The sequence below is a fragment of the Cellulomonas hominis genome (genome assembly GCF_901521055.1).
In the GTDB taxonomy this organism is placed as follows: domain Bacteria; phylum Actinomycetota; class Actinomycetes; order Actinomycetales; family Cellulomonadaceae; genus Cellulomonas; species Cellulomonas endometrii.
The window spans coordinates 1-15495 of the sequence record NZ_CABEGA010000095.1; the positions used below are offsets into that span (position 1 = coordinate 1).

The window sequence follows — 15495 nt, forward strand, 5'->3', positions numbered from 1 at the left end:
CCCCCGGCGTCCGCCGCTCCTCAGCCCTCCGCCGCCGCCGAGGCCCCCTCGCCTGCCGAGGCCCCCGCCGCGGCGGAGCTCGCCGTGGCCGGTATCACCTCCGTGTCGGACGACCGGACCGACGAGCCGTCCGCCGTGACCTCGGACGGAAGCGTGCCCTCGGACGCGACCGTGCCCTCGGGCGGCGGCCCGACCGCACCGGCGCCGACCGCTGTCGTCCCGACGCCGGTGCGCCGGACGTCCTCCGCCTTCGGCCGCACCGCCGCTGCGGGGTCCGCCGCGACGACGCCCGCGGCCGGCACCGCGTCGACGGACCGGCCCGAGGCCTTCCTCCCCGAGGAGGTCGCGCCGGAGGAGCAGCCCGACGACGCACCCGTGTCCCCGGCGGCGGGCGACGCGGGCGACGGACCCTCCCGCCCCGACTGGGACCTGCCCTTCCCGTCCGAGCGGCCCGCCGACTCCGTGACCGAGCGCCGGTTCGACCCCACCCGCTGGGTCCTCGGACTGGTCGCACTCGCCGTGGTCGTCGGTGTCGTGGTCGCCCTCGCGAACGTGCTCTCCCCGTTCGGCTCCGGCGACGACGACGCGGGCGCGGCCGCCACGCAGGCGCCCGTCGCCACCGCACCGCCGGCGGAGCAGCCCGCCGAGGGTGAGGGCGACGCCGCCGGTGAGGCACCCGCCGCCGTGCCCCCGGTGATCGCCGGCGTCACCACCATCGACCCGTCCGACGGCGACGGGGAGCACGAGGAGCTCGTCGGCCGCCTCGTGGACGGCGATCCCGCGACCACCTGGTACACCCACACCTACAACCGCCCGGACTTCGCGGGTTTCAAGGACGCGGTCGGCCTGGTCATCACGCTCCAGGCGCCCGCCACCGTCACCTCGGTCACCCTGGACGTCAACGGCTCCGGCGGGAACGTCGAGGTCCGGTCGACCGACGCGGCCAACCCGACGGCCGGGGACGTCCTCGCCGCCGGTGCCCTCGCCCCGCAGACCGTGCTGACCCTCGCGCAGCCGACCGAGACCCAGAGCCTCGTGCTGTGGTTCACGTCGCTGTCGCAGACGCCCGACGGCCAGAACCGCATCGAGATCAGCAACGTGGCGGTCTCCTGACCGGCACTCCCCGCGGCGGAACAGACCACGCCTACGATCTGTTCTCCGCAGCATCAGCTCGTCCCCTGACATCTGAGGAAGCACCGTGACCGAGACCCCCGTCCGCGACATCGTCATCGTCGGTTCCGGACCCGCCGGGTACACCGCCGCGATCTACGCGGCGCGCGCGGGCCTGTCCCCGTACGTCATCGCCGGGTCGGTCACCGCCGGCGGTGCGCTGATGAACACCACCGACGTCGAGAACTTCCCGGGCTTCCCCGACGGGATCCTCGGCCCGGACCTGATGGACAACCTGCAGAAGCAGGCCGAGCGGTTCGGCGCCGAGGTGCTGTGGGACGACGCGACCGAGGTCGACCTGGCCGGGCCGGTGAAGACGATCGTCACCGGCGGCGGCGAGACCGTCCGTGCCCGCGCCGTGATCCTGTCGACCGGCTCCGCGTACCGCGAGCTCGGCCTGGACGACGAGAAGCGGCTGTCGGGCCGGGGCGTGTCCTGGTGCGCGACCTGCGACGGGTTCTTCTTCCGGGACCAGGACATCATCGTCGTCGGTGGCGGTGACTCCGCGGTCGAGGAGGCCACGTTCCTGACCCGGTTCGGCAAGTCCGTCACCATCGTGCACCGGCGCGGCGAGCTGCGGGCCTCGAAGATCATGGCTGACCGCGCGAAGAACGACCCGAAGATCCAGTTCGCCTGGCACAGCGAGGTCGTCGCGATCCACGGCGAGGACAAGGTCACCGGCGTGACCCTGCGCGACACCCGCACGGGTGAGACCCGCGAGCACGGCGCGACCGGCGTGTTCGTCGCGATCGGCCACGTCCCGCGCACCGAGCTGCTCGCCGGGCAGGTCGACCTGGACGAGAACGGCTACATCGTCGTCGAGGGCCGCTCGACCCGCACCAACCTGCCCGGGGTGTTCGCCGCGGGCGACGCGGTGGACCACACCTACCGGCAGGCGATCACCGCGGCCGGCTCCGGCTGCGCCGCGGCGCTCGACGCCCAGCACTACCTCGCCGCGCTCGGCGACGTCGACCCCGCCTCCCCAGCCGACATCCCGACGGCCGTCGAGCAGGCGGACGTGGACGCGTCGGACGCCCTCGCGGCGCAGGGTGCGGACACCGCGGCGGCTGCGGCCGCTGCGGGGCACTGACCACGGGGTGGCCACGGCCCTCGCGGTGACCGGGGAGACCTTCGAGCAGGAGGTCCTCCGGTCGCCGCTGCCGGTCGTCGTGGACTTCTGGGCGGACTGGTGCGTGCCCTGCCGCATGGTCACGCCCGTGCTGGAGGAGCTCGCCGACGCCTACGCGGGGCGGCTCCGGTTCGTCGCGGTCGACACCGACGCGCACCCGGAGCTCGCCCGCCGGTACGGGATCCTGTCGATCCCGACGCTGTACGTGTTCCACGAGGGGGAGCTCGTCCGATCGCTGCCGGGCGCCCGGGAGAAGCTGGCGTACACCGCTGAGCTCGACGGTGCCCTCGCGGAGATCGCCACGTCCTGACACGGCGGTCCGGGGACGTCGTGTGAACGTGCGGCGCGCCCGTCGTGGACGCGCCGCTGGAGGCCCCGGGTGGCGTGCGACACTCGGGAGATGACCGCGACTCCGCGGCCCGGCGAGTCGTCGGGCCCCCTCCCGACCCCCGCCGCCGGCACGCGGCTCGACCGCTGGCTCGGCTCCTACGCCGAGCGCACGCACGGCATGCGCGCCTCCGAGATCCGCGCCCTGTTCGCCGTCGCCAACCGCCCCGAGGTGGTCTCCCTGGCAGGGGGCATGCCGTACCTGGAGGGCCTGCCGCTCGACGTGATCGGCGAGCTCGCCCAGCGCGTCGTCGCGACCCGCGGCACCACCGCGCTGCAGTACGGCTCCGGGCAGGGCGACGAGGGCCTCCGCGAGCAGATCCTCGAGGTGATGCGCCTCGAGGGCATCGACGCCCACCCCGACGACGTCGTCGTCACCACCGGGTCGCAGCAGGCGCTCGACCTGGTCACGCGGCTGTTCATCGACCCGGGCGACGTGGTCGTCGCGGAGGCGCCGTCGTACGTCGGCGCGCTCGGCGTGTTCCGGGCGTACCAGGCGGACGTCGTGCACGTGCCGCTCGACGCCGACGGTCTGGTGCCGGAGGCGCTGGAGGAGACGCTCGCCGGCCTCGCGCGCGACGGCCGCCGGGTCAAGTTCCTGTACACGATCCCGAACTTCCACAACCCCGCCGGCGTCACCCTGTCCGCCGAGCGCCGGCCCCGCATCCTGGAGATCGCACAGCGCTACGGCGTCCTGGTCATCGAGGACAACCCGTACGGCCTGCTCGGGTTCGAGAGCGACCCGCTGCCCGCGATGCGGTCCGCCGACGACGAGGGCGTCATCTACCTCGGCTCGTTCTCCAAGACGTTCGCCCCGGGCTACCGGGTCGGCTGGGCCGTCGCGCCGCACGCCGTCCGCGAGAAGCTGGTCCTCGCGTCGGAGTCGGCCATCCTGTGCCCGTCGAACGCCTCGCAGCTCGCGATCAGCGGTTACCTCGCGACGTGCGACTGGAAGGGTCAGGTCAAGGCCTTCCGCGAGCTGTACCGGGAGCGGCGCGACGCCATGGTCGGCGCGCTCGCCGAGCACCTGCCCGACGCCACGTGGACCGTCCCGGACGGCGGCTTCTACACGTGGGTGCGGCTCCCGGACGGCCTGGACGCGAAGGCCATGCTGCCCCGCGCCGTCACCGCACGCGTCGCGTACGTGCCCGGCACCGCGTTCTACGCCGACGGGCAGGGTGCCGACCACATGCGGCTCTCGTTCTGCTTCCCCACCCCGGAGCGCATCCGCGAGGGTGTGCGGCGCCTGGCCGGCGTCGTCGCCGGCGAGAGCGAGCTCGTCTCCCTGTTCGGCACCGGCGGCGCGCGCTCCGGCGACGCGGTGCAGTCACCCGGTCCCGACCTGGCCTGACCGGCACCGACGTGTCCCGGGCGCCCTCCGGGTGCCGGTACCGTCGACCGCGGGCGCCGAGCAGCATCGGATCCCCGGCGGACCTCGCCCGCGGGGCCCCGACGCACCGACCACGCGACCCGCCGACCACCCGACCCGCCGACCGCCGCACCCGCCGACAACCCGACCCGCCGACCCGCCCGCCGCGGCGGCACCGCCCTGGAGGACCTGACCCCGTGCCGCACGACCCCGTCCCCGCCAGCCCGCGCGTCGTCGTCCTCGCGGGCGGCCTCTCCCACGAGCGCGACGTCTCCCTGCGCTCCGGTCGGCGCGTGGCCGAGGCCCTCCGCTCCGCGGGCGTCGAGGTGGCCGTGCACGACGTCGACGCCGACCTGGTGCCGGCGCTCTCCGAGGTGGCGCCCGACCTCGTGTGGCCGCTGCTGCACGGGGCCAGCGGGGAGGACGGGTCGGTCCGCGACGTCCTGGAGCTCCTGGGCGTCCGGAGCCTGGGCACGGGTCCGCGCGCGAGCCGCGTCGCCTGGAGCAAGCCGATCGCCAAGACGTCGGTCACACGCGCCGGCATCGCGACGCCCGAGTTCGTCACCCTGCCGCAGAGCCTGTTCCGTGAGCTCGGTGCCGGGCGCGTCATGGACGCCGTCGTCGCGAAGCTCGGGCTGCCGCTCGTGGTGAAGCCGTCGCGTGGGGGCTCCGCCCTGGGCGTGACGCTCGTGCGCACGGCCGAGGACCTCCCGCGGGCGATGGTGGCGTGCTTCGCGTACGGCGACACCGCGCTGATCGAGCGCGCCGTGGAGGGCGTCGAGGTCGCCGTGGGCGTCGTGGACCTCGACGGATCCCCGACCGCCCTGCCGGCCGTCGAGGTCGTCACCGACGGGCCGTACGACTACGACGCGCGGTACAACCCCGGGCGCACCGAGTACTTCGCGCCCGCCCGGCTGCCCGACGACCTCGCGCAGCGCGCCGCCGAGGTGGCGGTGAGCGCGCACCAGGTGCTCGGGCTGCGGCACCTGTCCCGGACCGACCTCATCATCGACGGCGACGGCGTGCCGTGGTTCCTCGAGGTGAACGTCGCGCCGGGCATGACGGAGACGTCCCTGTTCCCGCAGGCGGCCGAGGCCGGCGGGCACCACCTGCCGACGCTGTACCGCAGCCTGGTCGAGGCGGGTCTTCGCGGGGCCTGACCCGCTGGCCCTGACCCGCTGGCCCTGACCCGCCGGCTCTGACGACCCGCCGGGGCTGCAGCCGCGTCTGCGGCGTCAGCCCCGGAAGATGCCCGGGTCGTCCGGTGCGAGGCTGGCCAGGATGCGGTTGAGGTCCTGGACCGAGGCGAACTCGACGGTGAGCTTGCCCCGCTGCTTGCCGAGGTCCACCTTCACGCGGGTCTCGAACCGGTCCGACAGGCGACTGGCGAGGTCGTCGAGCGCCTCGTTCCGCACGCCCGCGCGCGGACGGCGCTGCTGGCGCCGCACGCTGCCCTCGTCCATGGCGACGATCTCCTCGACCGCCCGGACCGACAGCCCCTCGGCGACGATCCGCTGCGCGAGCCGCTCGATCGCCGCACCGTCGCTCAGCCCGAGCAGGGCACGCGCGTGCCCGGCCGACAGCACGCCGGCCGCGACCCGGCGCTGCACCAGCGGGGGCAGGCGCAGCAGCCGCAGTGTGTTCGAGATCTGCGGGCGCGACCGGTGGATCCGCGCCGCGAGCTCGTCGTGCGTGCAGCCGAAGTCGTCCAGCAGCTGCTGGTAGGCGGCCGCCTCCTCCAGCGGGTTGAGCTGCGAGCGGTGCAGGTTCTCCAGGAGGGCGTCGCGCAGCAGGTCCGAGTCCTCGGTGTGCCGCACGATCGCCGGCACGGTCGCGAGCCCGGCGGCCTGCGTCGCACGCCACCGCCGCTCCCCCATGATCAGCTCGTAGCCGTCGTCGACCGGGCGCACGACGATCGGCTGCAGGACGCCGATCTCGCGGATCGATCCGACGAGCTCCTCCAGCGCGTCCTCGTCGAACACCGTGCGGGGCTGCTTCGGGTTCGGCCGGATCGAGCCGACCGGCAGCTCCGCGAACGACGCCCCGGGCACCGGGAGCAGGCCCCCGGCGTCGGGCGTCGGTGCCGCGGCGTCGTGGTCCTCGGTGCTCCCCGACTGCGCGGTGCCGTTCGACTGCGCGGTGCCGTTCGACTGAGCGGTGCCGTTGGACTGAGCGGTGCCGCCGTCCGCAGCCCTGCCGTCCGCGGCGCTCGGCGCGTCCACGGTGCCGTCCGACAGCCCGTCGACCTCGTGCCCGGTGCTCACCGGGGCACCGTCGGTGGCGGAATCTGGCTGAACAGGAGCGTTTGTGCTGGTCAGAGCGGTGTCGTGCGCGTCACGCGCCGCTTCGGCCGCCTGCGACGCCTCGGAGTTCCGCTCGGGGAAGAACACGTCGACCGGACGACTGCCCTCACCGCTGCGAGTCTCCAGGCCCGTGGGGATGAGGGCGCCCAGGCCGCGCCCGAGCCCCCGCCGCTTCTCGCTCACGCGTCCTCCTTCTGCCGGTTCGTCGTGGTCCCGCGCTCTGCGAGCTCGCGTGCCGCCTCGAGGTAGGCGAGCGCACCGCTCGAGCCCGGATCGTACGTCAGCACGGTCTGCCCGTAGGACGGCGCCTCGGAGACGCGCACCGACCGCGGGACGGTGGTGCGCAGCGTCAGCTCCGGGAAGTGCTCGCGCACCTCCTGCGCGACCTGCTGCGCGAGGTTGGTCCGGCCGTCGTACATGGTGAGCAGGATGGTCGACACGTGCAGGCCCTTGTTCAGGTGCGCCTGGATCAGCTCGATCGACTTCAGCAGCTGGCTCAGACCCTCGAGCGCGTAGTACTCGCACTGGATCGGGATGAGGACCTCGTCCGCCACAACGAACGCGTTGACGGTGAGCAGACCCAGGCTGGGCGGGCAGTCGACAAGGACGTAGTCGATGCGCGGCTCACCGTTCGCGACCCGCTCCTCCAGGTAGACCCCGAGCGCCTTCCGCAGCCGGGTCTCCCGGGCGACCATCGAGACGAGCTCGATCTCGGCTCCGGACAGGTCGATCGTCGCCGGGACGCACCACAGGTTCGGGACGTCCGGGCTGGGGTGCACCGCGGTGGCGAGGGGCGCTCCGTCGACCAGGACGTCGTACACGGACGTCACTCCGGTGTGGTGGTCGATGCCGAGCGCGGTCGACGCGTTGCCCTGCGGGTCGTTGTCGATGACCAGGACGTGCAGCCCGGACTGCGCGAGCGCAGCGGCGAGGTTCACCGTGGTCGTGGTCTTGCCGACGCCGCCCTTCTGGTTGGCGACCGTGATCACGCGCGTCTGGTCCGGCTTCGGGAAGATCCGACCGCGCAGCTCGATGCGTCGGCGTGCGTCCCGGCGCAGCTCCGCCATGAGCGGCGTCTCGTCGTCGGCCGTCGGCAGGCTCTCGATGAGAGCGGCACGGCGCCGCTCGTCGCCGTCGTCGGAGGTCCAGCGTCTCGCGTCCGTCGTCACGGGCGGTGTCCCTTCGTCGAGCGTCGCGGACGTCGTGGCCCGCGCTCTGTTCCACGTGAAACACGGGCAGGTGTCTCGTCGCCCGGGTTCGTCTTGTGCACCACGACCACGCTGGTCGGGTCGAGCCCGTCGAGCGTCGGCGCGACGAGGATCTCCGCCGGCCCGCCGCCGAGCCGCTCCCCCGCGGCGCGCGCGGCGTCGGCCTCCTCGCCGGCACGGCCGCCTTTCAGAGCCACGAGCTGTCCGCCCACCCTGAGCAGCGGCAACGTCCAGCCGTACAGCTTCTCGAGGGCCGCGACGGCTCGGGCGGTGACGGCATCTGCGGCGAGCGTGCCGATCTGGTCCTCGGCCCGCCCTCGCAGCACCCGGGCGTTCCCGAGGCCGAGCGTGTCGACCACCTCGCGCAGCCAGTCGGTGCGGCGCTCCATCGGCTCCAGCAGCACCACCTCGGCCTCGGGCCGCATCGCCGCGACGACCACGCCCGGAAGCCCGGCGCCGCTGCCGACGTCAACGATCAGCCCGTGCTCGGGGAGGAACGGCACCACGGCGGCCGAGTTGACCAGGTGGCGCTCCCAGAGCCGGGAGACCTCACGTGGACCCACGAGGCCCCGGAGCACCCCCTCGTCCCGAAGCAGCGCGTGGAAGTGCTGAACCGCCGGCCACGCGGCTCCGAAGAGCGCGGGGAGCCGGTCGTCGCCCGCCAGAGGGTCGGCCAGGACGTCGCCGGTGTCGGAGCTCGACGCGGTCGCCGGGTCAGGCCGCACAGCACTCCCCTGAGCTCGAGATCGGGTGGTTCACGGGCGCAGCTCGGTTCATTCTCCGTGCCCGCGCGTGGTCCTCTACGGTACCGCGCCGGGCCCCGAGTCCTCGCCGCCGAGAGTGCGTCGCGGTGTTTCACGTGGAACACGCGCGGGCGGCAGGGTCGATCGTTTGGCGAGCGACTCGGGGCGTCAGCGCTCGCCTCCGCGGCACGGGGACGCCTCTGGTCCAGGCTCGGCGCACGCCCCCGATCCGCAGCATGAGCTTCCCAACCAGTGCCCGCACCGGACGCCCGCGCGCTTGAGCGCAGGCCGACGGCCCCCCAACGCTGGGCACCAAGCGCGCTCGGTGCTTACCCGGGGCCTGACAGCCGCTCAGCGACGGTCCGGCTTCCGCGGAGCTGCTGTTTCACGTGGAACGGGCCCGTTGCGCGGTTGTGCCGCCGCACGCAGAGCCCCCTGTCGAACGGGGGCGGCTGCAACACGCTGGCCGTTGAAGGCACCCCACGCCTCTCAGCGGGCTGGTGACACATCCCTGAGGCGATCTGCCGCTTCCTCGGCGCTCCGAACGAGACGTGTTTCACGTGGAACGCGACGGCCCGTACGCGACCACGTCGCGGGCGGGCGCGTTCAGTCCCCACTCCAGGTGCGGCCCCACGTACCAGCCGCGTACGCCGCGGCTCGTCGCTCTGCGGTGTGGTCCCGGCGGGCATCTAGGGGCTCCCTGCATGACTACGCACCCGTGGCTGCGCCTTCTGACCAACCCGCCCTCGCTCGTTCCGGACCGCAGATGCACGGCTACCGTTCTGCTGGCGGTCTACGAGCGAGGCGACCCCCTCGCGGCGCCAGCCTTGGCCGGGCCGTGCTGGTCGACGCCGGCGCGGGGGCGTGTCGCCTTGGAAGGTGCAATGGCCGCTTCGGTCCCACGGACCCAGGCGTTTGCACTCCCCCAGGCATGCCCCAGCGAGCCGAGGCGCCCCACCTCACGTGCGCGGCGCGCGGCGACCCCCCAGCGCTTTCGTCCCGCCTCGTAGGGCCACGCCGCGGCACCGTCGCCGCCCAGTGGGATCGTCTTTCTGTCGTTCAGTTCCCGCGCCGGCGTCGCGCCGCCTCCCGTGGTGCTGGCAGAGACGCCGCTTGACGGCCCCGCGTTGTTCGCGTGCGGTCGGCTGCACGCCTAGCGACGGTGTTCCACGTGGAACACGCCCGCGCCGGGTCTTCTTGCTCGACGGACCGGCACGGCGGGTAGGGCCCTTAAATCGTCGGCTCGCACAGGGGCCGTGCGCTGTGTCAGCCGTTTCACGTGGAACTGACGTGAGCCTGTGCGGCGACACCTCCGCGCCACGACGCCCGGCGAGCTCTCTGAAGGCGCCTCGGCAGCGCGTGGGGCGCAGCAGCAGTTCCAGCGATCTGTCGCCCGGCGATCCCGCCCGCCTGCGCCGGGCGACGTGCCGCGGCGGCGTCACGTCACTCCCGCGGCCCCGCACCGCACAGCGCGCTGCTCGCGGACCGACAACGCACGCGTGCACTGTCCTGGCCCGGCATGGCCTGCCGACGCACGACCGCCGCACGAGTCGACGTTGAACGCGACCGACCTTCACCGCCAGGCCGGGCCCCTGCTCCTCCGAGGCGCCTCCCCTGAAGCTCCCCACGGCCGCCGCTCGCTGGGGCACGTGGCGCACCCCCTCGCGAAGCAACGCGCGTGCCCGCACGCCCCCCAAGGAGCACGGCCGAGATCACGCCCTTCTCGACGCCGCCGCTCCGTGTGTGGCGGCGACCAGCCGTCGCCACGGGCCCGGTACATGTCCACCGACTTGGCAGTATCCGTTTGCACATCGAACCCCGGCCGCAAGTTCACGCGCAAACGACCTCGCCAGGACGCCCTGTACGGAGCCCGCGCCACACACAAGAGGCCGGCCCCTCCGCGGGACCGGCCTCTCCTCGCCTCCTGGCGAACGCTCGACGAGCGACTCAGCTCGCGGGCTTGACCACCACGTAGCGCGACGGCTCCACGCCCTCGGAGTCCGACGTCATCCCGGCGGCCGCGACCGCGTCGTGCACGACCTTCCGCTCGAAGGGGTTCATCGGCTCGAGGGACACCGCGGCGCCCGACGACCGCACCTCGGCGATCGCCTGCTCGGCCACCTTGACGAGCTCCGCCTTGCGGCCCGCCCGGTAGCCGGCGATGTCGAGCATGAGCCGGCTGCGGTCGCCGGTCTTCGCCTGGACCGCCAGCCGGGTCAGCTCCTGCAGCGCGTCCAGCACCTCCCCGTCGGTCCCGACGAGGCGGCGGAGCGCACGCTCCGTGCCGGGCTCCGCGACGATCTCGACGGCGGCGCGACCGTGGTCGACGTCGATGTCGATGTCACCGTCGAGGTCCGCGATGTCGAGCAGCTCCTCGAGGTAGTCCGCGGCGATCTCGCCCTCTTCCTCGAGGCGGGAGGCAGCGCCGGTCTCGCCGGTCGCGTCGATCGGTGTGCTCATCTGTGCTCCTTGATGGGGGAACGGTGCCGCGCCGGGGCGCGAGGTCTCAGTCGTCGGTCGAGCTGCCGGACGGCTTCGCGGCGCTGCCGCCCTTGCCGGCCGCACCGCCCGCGCCGCCGGAGCCGCTGCGCTTCTTCTTCGCGCCGGAGCCGGGGGTCGCGCTCTTGGCGCCACCCGCCGCGGCCGTGCTCCCGGTCCCCGACGCAGCGGGGGTCGCGGGCGCAGCGGGGGTCGCCGGCGTGGAGCCAGCGCCTGCTGCCGACGAGGCCGTCCCGGTCGACGGACCGGCCGCACGCTTCTTGGCGCGCGCCTTGCCGACGGGCTGCTGGCGCTGCCCGGTCACGGGACGCTCCTCGATGGTGGGCACGTCCTCCTCGATGGTGATGCCCTTCGCGGCGGCCTTCTTCGCCTTGCGCGCCTGGAGAGCCGCCTCCGCCTGCGAGCCGGGGGCCGGCATCCGGCGGATCGTGTAGAACTGCTGGCCCATCGACCACAGGTTCGTGGTGGTCCAGTAGATGAGGACACCGATCGGGAAGTTCACGCCGGAGAAGGCGAAGATCAGCGGGAAGACGTACATGAGCAGCTTCTGCTGCTGCGCCATCGGGCCCTCGAGCGCGGCCGGCGGCATGTTCTTCATCGTGAGCTGGCGCTGCGTGAGGAACGTCGTCAGCGACATCGCGATGACGAGGATGATCGTCACGACGCGGATGTGCAGCGCCTGCGAGCCGTCGCCGAACGACGACGCCGTCATGAAGGTCCCGGACAGCGGGGCGCCGAAGATCGTGGCGCTCTCCGCCTGCGCCGCGAGCTCCTGCGTCAGCGGGCCGAGGTTCGGCCGCGCGTACGTCCCGTCCGCCAGCTGCGGCAGCGAGTTCAGGACGCGGAACAGCGCGAAGAAGATCGGCGACTGGGCGAGGATCGGCAGGCAGGACGCGAACGGGTTCGTGCCGTGCTTCCGGTACAGCTCCATCGTCTCGCGGCTCATCGCCTCGCGGGACGCCGGGTCCGTCTTCCCCTTGTACTTCGCCTGGATCTTCTTCATCTCGGGCGCGAGCAGCTGCATGCCGCGCGACGCCTTGATCTGGCGGAAGAACAGCGGGATCAGGATGATCCGCATCACGATCACGAGGCCGACGATCGACAGACCCCACGCCGCACCGCCCGCGGGGTCCAGGCCCAGCCAGTCCAGCAGGGAGTGGAACTGGACCATGATCCACGCGACAGCGACCATGATCGGGTACAGCAGGCCGTCGAACCAGCTCATCGGGGAACTCTCCAGGGGATGGTCAGTGCGCGGAGGCGACCGCGCCGTGCGAGTGTCGACGGTGCGACCCCGCCGGTGGAACGTCGTCGACGCCGCCCGGGTTCCACGGGTTGCAGCGCAGGAGCCGCCAGACCGCCAGCCGCGTCCCCCGCACGACGCCGTGCCGCTCGAGTGCGAGCACCGCGTACTGCGAGCAGGACGGGTAGAACCGGCAGGTCGGCGGGGTGAGCGGGGACACGAACCGCTGGTAGCCCCGGATCAGGAGGACGAGCAGCCGGCGCGGGACGCGCACCACGGCGTGCAGCGCCCGGGAGGCCGCGGTCATCGTGCGTCCCCGGTCGGTGCGGCCGGCGACGCTCGCTCGGCGCGGCGCCGGGTCGCGGTGCGCAGCGCGCCGTCGAGGTCGCGGCCCAGCGTCGCGTAGTCCACGGTCGCGGCCGGCGCCAGTGCGCGCACGACCAGGTCCGCGTCACGGGGCAGCTCGGCGAGCCGGTCGGAGGTCAGGGCGCGCAGGCGGCGCTTGACCCGGTTCCGCACGACCGCGTTGCCCACGCCCTTGGACACGACGAAACCGACCGCCGGACCAGGTCCGGGGTCGGTTCGCGTCACGAGGTGCACCACGAGCGTGTTCCGCCCGGCACGGGCACCCGACCGCACGGCCCGCTCGAAGTCGGCGGACCTGCGCATCCGGTGCGCGGCGGGCAGCACCGCGTCAGGTGGTGTCAGGCCGACAGCTCGGAGCGACCCTTGCGCCGACGGGCGGCGAGGATCGCACGGCCGGCACGCGTCCGCATGCGCAGACGGAAACCGTGCGTCTTGGCGCGACGCCGGTTGTTCGGCTGGAAGGTCCGCTTGCTCACGATGGTCTCCAAGTACTTCGGTGCATCGGCCGCACGCGCGTGTGCAGCCAGGTCTGTGTGCCGTGCTCGACTGCTCCGGTACCCACGTCGCCAGACGCGGCCGGCGTCGGGGCACGCCAGCAGGAGCCATCAGGAAGGCTGGTCAACGTTACGTCGGGCGCGCCGTCCGGTCAAACCGCCTGAGGCACCCTCTCCCGCCCGCCCTCCGCGGCCACTAGCATCGTCGCTCGATGCGTCCCGCAGCGTCCGGTCTCCCCAGCCCGTGGACAGACCCGGCCGGCCCTGTGGACAACGCCGCACCCGACGGAGCCGACGTGCTCCCGCAAGGCCGTGATCGTCCCTGATCGGGCGTCACGCACAGGTGTGGACAAGTCTGTGGACGCAGGACAGGTGCGTGCGACACTCGACCACGCGACTCACGACGGCAGCGAGGTACAGGTGTCAGGACAGGACGATCAGCCAGGCCAGGTCTGGTCGGCCGCGATGGCGCAGCTCGAGGTGAGCCCGGACATCACGCCGAGGCAGCTCGCGTTCGTCCGGCTGGCGAAGCCGCTCGGCCTGCTCGACGGCACGATGCTCCTCGCGGTCGGCAACGACCTGACGAAGGACTACCTCGAGACGCGGGTCCGCCAGGAGGTGTCCGACGCGCTCGCCGCCGCTCTCGGCCGCGAGGCGCGGTTCGCGATCACCGTCGACCCCTCCCTGGACTCGGCCGACGCCGGGCTCGCGACCACCCCGCCGCCGGCGCGCACCGACTCCGAGCCGACGCCCGTGGTCGCGCACGCGGCGACCGGCCACCCGAGCACCGGGGACTCCGCGCACGTCGACGCGCCGGTCCGCTCCGAGCCGTTCCGCCGCGAGCCCGCCGGGCCCACGCCCAGCGTCGAGCCGGCCCGGCTGAACCCGAAGTACCTGTTCGAGACGTTCGTCATCGGCTCGTCCAACCGGTTCGCGCACGCGGCGGCGGTCGCCGTCGCCGAGGCCCCGGCCAAGGCCTACAACCCGCTGTTCATCTACGGCGACTCGGGCCTCGGGAAGACGCACCTGCTGCACGCGATCGGGCACTACGCCCGGAACCTCTACCCGTCGGTGCGGGTGCGCTACGTGAACTCCGAGGAGTTCACCAACGACTTCATCAACTCCATCGGTGAGGGCAAGGCCGGTGCGTTCCAGCGCCGCTACCGCGAGGTGGACGTGCTCCTCATCGACGACATCCAGTTCCTGCAGGGCAAGGAACAGACGATGGAGGAGTTCTTCCACACGTTCAACACCCTGCACAACGCGAACAAGCAGGTCGTGATCACGTCCGACCTGCCGCCCAAGCAGCTGAACGGGTTCGAGGACCGGATGCGGTCCCGATTCGAGTGGGGCCTGATCACCGACGTCCAGCCGCCGGACCTCGAGACCCGCATCGCGATCCTCCGGAAGAAGTCCGCGAACGACAAGCTCCAGGCCCCCGACGACGTCCTGGAGTACATCGCCTCGAAGATCTCCACGAACATCCGCGAGCTCGAGGGCGCGCTGATCCGCGTGACGGCGTTCGCGAACCTCAACCGGCAGCAGGTCGACCTGTCGCTGGCGGAGATCGTGCTCAAGGACCTGATCACCGACGACGACCAGGCCGACATCACCGCCACGGCCGTGATCGGGCAGACCGCGGCGTACTTCGGTCTGACCATCGAGGACCTGTGCGGGTCGTCGAGGTCGCGCGTGCTGGTGACCGCACGGCAGATCGCGATGTACCTGTGCCGGGAGCTCACCGACCTGTCGCTCCCGAAGATCGGTCAGGCGTTCGGCGGGCGGGACCACACCACCGTCATGCACGCGAACCGGAAGATCCGCGAGCTGATGGCGGAGCGGCGTTCGATCTTCAACCAGGTGACCGAGCTGACGAACCGCATCAAGCAGGAGAGCCGGGGCTGAGTCCCCGTTCCGGAGAAGGCCCGTCACACACCTCGTGGCGGGCCTTCTCCCGTGTCCCCGGCAGGGCGCGTCGGCCGACCCTCGACCACGCCCTGAAACAGCGGTGGGACGAATGTTCACACCTGTGGACGGACCTGTGGAAACCGGTGGACGACCCCCACCTTTCGTGTGGACGGGTCCTCCGCTCTCCGTGGACGGCGAAGCACGGACCCGTCGTCGTCCACGTTCATCTGCGTCGTCCCCAGCCGGTCCACAGTCGTCGTGCACACGCCGCAGAAGGCTCCCACCAGCACGAACGGGCGTCGTCCCCAGAATTCACAGAACCGACGATGACGACGACTGATCCCTAGGAAGAAGATCCACAACCCGTCAGTGCTCTGCCGGCCGGTCCGGCACTCCGGACCACACGCCCGACCACTACGGCCCACGACGAGGACGCCGGCGCCCCTGTGGATCGTCCCGGCAGGGCCGGAACGTTCGCGGAGCGGCCTCCTGGCGCAGCCCTCGCCCGCGGCCCGGGACGCACCGGCTCCGGCACCCCGCTCTCGTCGCGTCCAGACGAACGCTGGAGCCCTCCGACCGGCGTCCACAAGCCCGCGCGTTCGGTTCCGCACCCCTGGTCACTCGCGTAGTGTTCGGCACGACCTCTGCCGCCCTCGCGGCCGGGGTCGCACAGCAC

General features: G+C 72.8%; 13 protein-coding genes and 1 pseudogene. 6 read left to right on the forward strand and 8 right to left on the reverse strand.

From position 1 onward, the window contains the following. The 5 genes and pseudogenes from KJP73_RS18490 to KJP73_RS18510 all read left to right on the forward strand — a co-directional run. Positions 1-1113, forward strand: a pseudogene (locus KJP73_RS18490) (hypothetical protein); the annotation flags it as partial. Positions 1114-1198: 85 nt separating this feature from the next. After that, positions 1199-2260: a thioredoxin-disulfide reductase gene (trxB, locus tag KJP73_RS18495; protein WP_213284353.1), complete on the forward strand. Its 1062-nt coding sequence runs from the start codon at positions 1199-1201 to the stop codon at positions 2258-2260. Between the two features lie 25 nt (positions 2261-2285). Further along, positions 2286-2609, forward strand: a complete 324-nt coding sequence (gene trxA, locus KJP73_RS18500; protein WP_249669544.1) for a thioredoxin — start codon at positions 2286-2288, stop codon at positions 2607-2609. A gap of 90 nt (positions 2610-2699) precedes the next feature. Next, positions 2700-4037, forward strand: coding sequence for a PLP-dependent aminotransferase family protein (locus tag KJP73_RS18505; protein ID WP_213284355.1), 1338 nt, complete (start codon positions 2700-2702; stop codon positions 4035-4037). Between the two features lie 215 nt (positions 4038-4252). Further along, a complete protein-coding gene (locus KJP73_RS18510; protein ID WP_213284356.1) occupies positions 4253-5215 on the forward strand; it encodes a D-alanine--D-alanine ligase family protein in 963 nt (320 codons plus the stop codon). Positions 5216-5290: 75 nt separating this feature from the next. Here KJP73_RS18510 and KJP73_RS18515 read toward each other — a convergent pair whose 3' ends face one another. The 8 genes from KJP73_RS18515 to rpmH all read right to left on the reverse strand — a co-directional run bounded on the left by KJP73_RS18515 (position 5291) and on the right by rpmH (position 12893). Further along, complete coding sequence (locus KJP73_RS18515; RefSeq protein ID WP_213284357.1) at positions 5291-6541, reverse strand: ParB/RepB/Spo0J family partition protein; 1251 nt, start codon at positions 6539-6541, stop codon at positions 5291-5293. Beyond that, a complete protein-coding gene (locus KJP73_RS18520; protein ID WP_349628350.1) occupies positions 6538-7527 on the reverse strand; it encodes an AAA family ATPase in 990 nt (329 codons plus the stop codon). The genes KJP73_RS18515 and KJP73_RS18520 overlap by 4 nt, the downstream gene beginning before the upstream one ends. Next, positions 7524-8291 carry a 16S rRNA (guanine(527)-N(7))-methyltransferase RsmG gene (gene rsmG, locus KJP73_RS18525; RefSeq protein WP_249669545.1) on the reverse strand — a complete coding sequence of 256 codons (768 nt, stop codon included), beginning with the start codon at positions 8289-8291 and terminating at the stop codon, positions 7524-7526. The genes KJP73_RS18520 and rsmG overlap by 4 nt, the downstream gene beginning before the upstream one ends. A gap of 1965 nt (positions 8292-10256) precedes the next feature. Continuing rightward, complete coding sequence (locus KJP73_RS18530; protein WP_213284358.1) at positions 10257-10769, reverse strand: protein jag; 513 nt, start codon at positions 10767-10769, stop codon at positions 10257-10259. 46 nt (positions 10770-10815) lie between these two features. Continuing rightward, complete coding sequence (gene yidC, locus KJP73_RS18535; protein ID WP_213284359.1) at positions 10816-12033, reverse strand: membrane protein insertase YidC; 1218 nt, start codon at positions 12031-12033, stop codon at positions 10816-10818. 22 nt (positions 12034-12055) lie between these two features. After that, positions 12056-12358 (reverse strand): membrane protein insertion efficiency factor YidD, encoded by a 303-nt coding sequence (yidD, locus tag KJP73_RS18540; RefSeq protein WP_213284360.1) that lies wholly within the window; start codon positions 12356-12358, stop codon positions 12056-12058. Then, positions 12355-12741: a ribonuclease P protein component gene (rnpA, locus tag KJP73_RS18545; RefSeq protein ID WP_213284361.1), complete on the reverse strand. Its 387-nt coding sequence runs from the start codon at positions 12739-12741 to the stop codon at positions 12355-12357. The genes yidD and rnpA overlap by 4 nt, the downstream gene beginning before the upstream one ends. 14 nt (positions 12742-12755) lie before the next feature. Next, complete coding sequence (rpmH, locus tag KJP73_RS18550) at positions 12756-12893, reverse strand: 50S ribosomal protein L34 (RefSeq protein WP_013885212.1); 138 nt, start codon at positions 12891-12893, stop codon at positions 12756-12758. Positions 12894-13376: 483 nt separating this feature from the next. Between rpmH and dnaA the strand changes: the two genes are divergently transcribed. After that, the gene (gene dnaA / locus KJP73_RS18555) at positions 13377-14816 is read left to right on the forward strand and encodes a chromosomal replication initiator protein DnaA (protein WP_213284362.1); all 1440 of its coding nucleotides are present in this window, start codon (positions 13377-13379) and stop codon (positions 14814-14816) included. Positions 14817-15495: the final 679 nt, after the last annotated feature.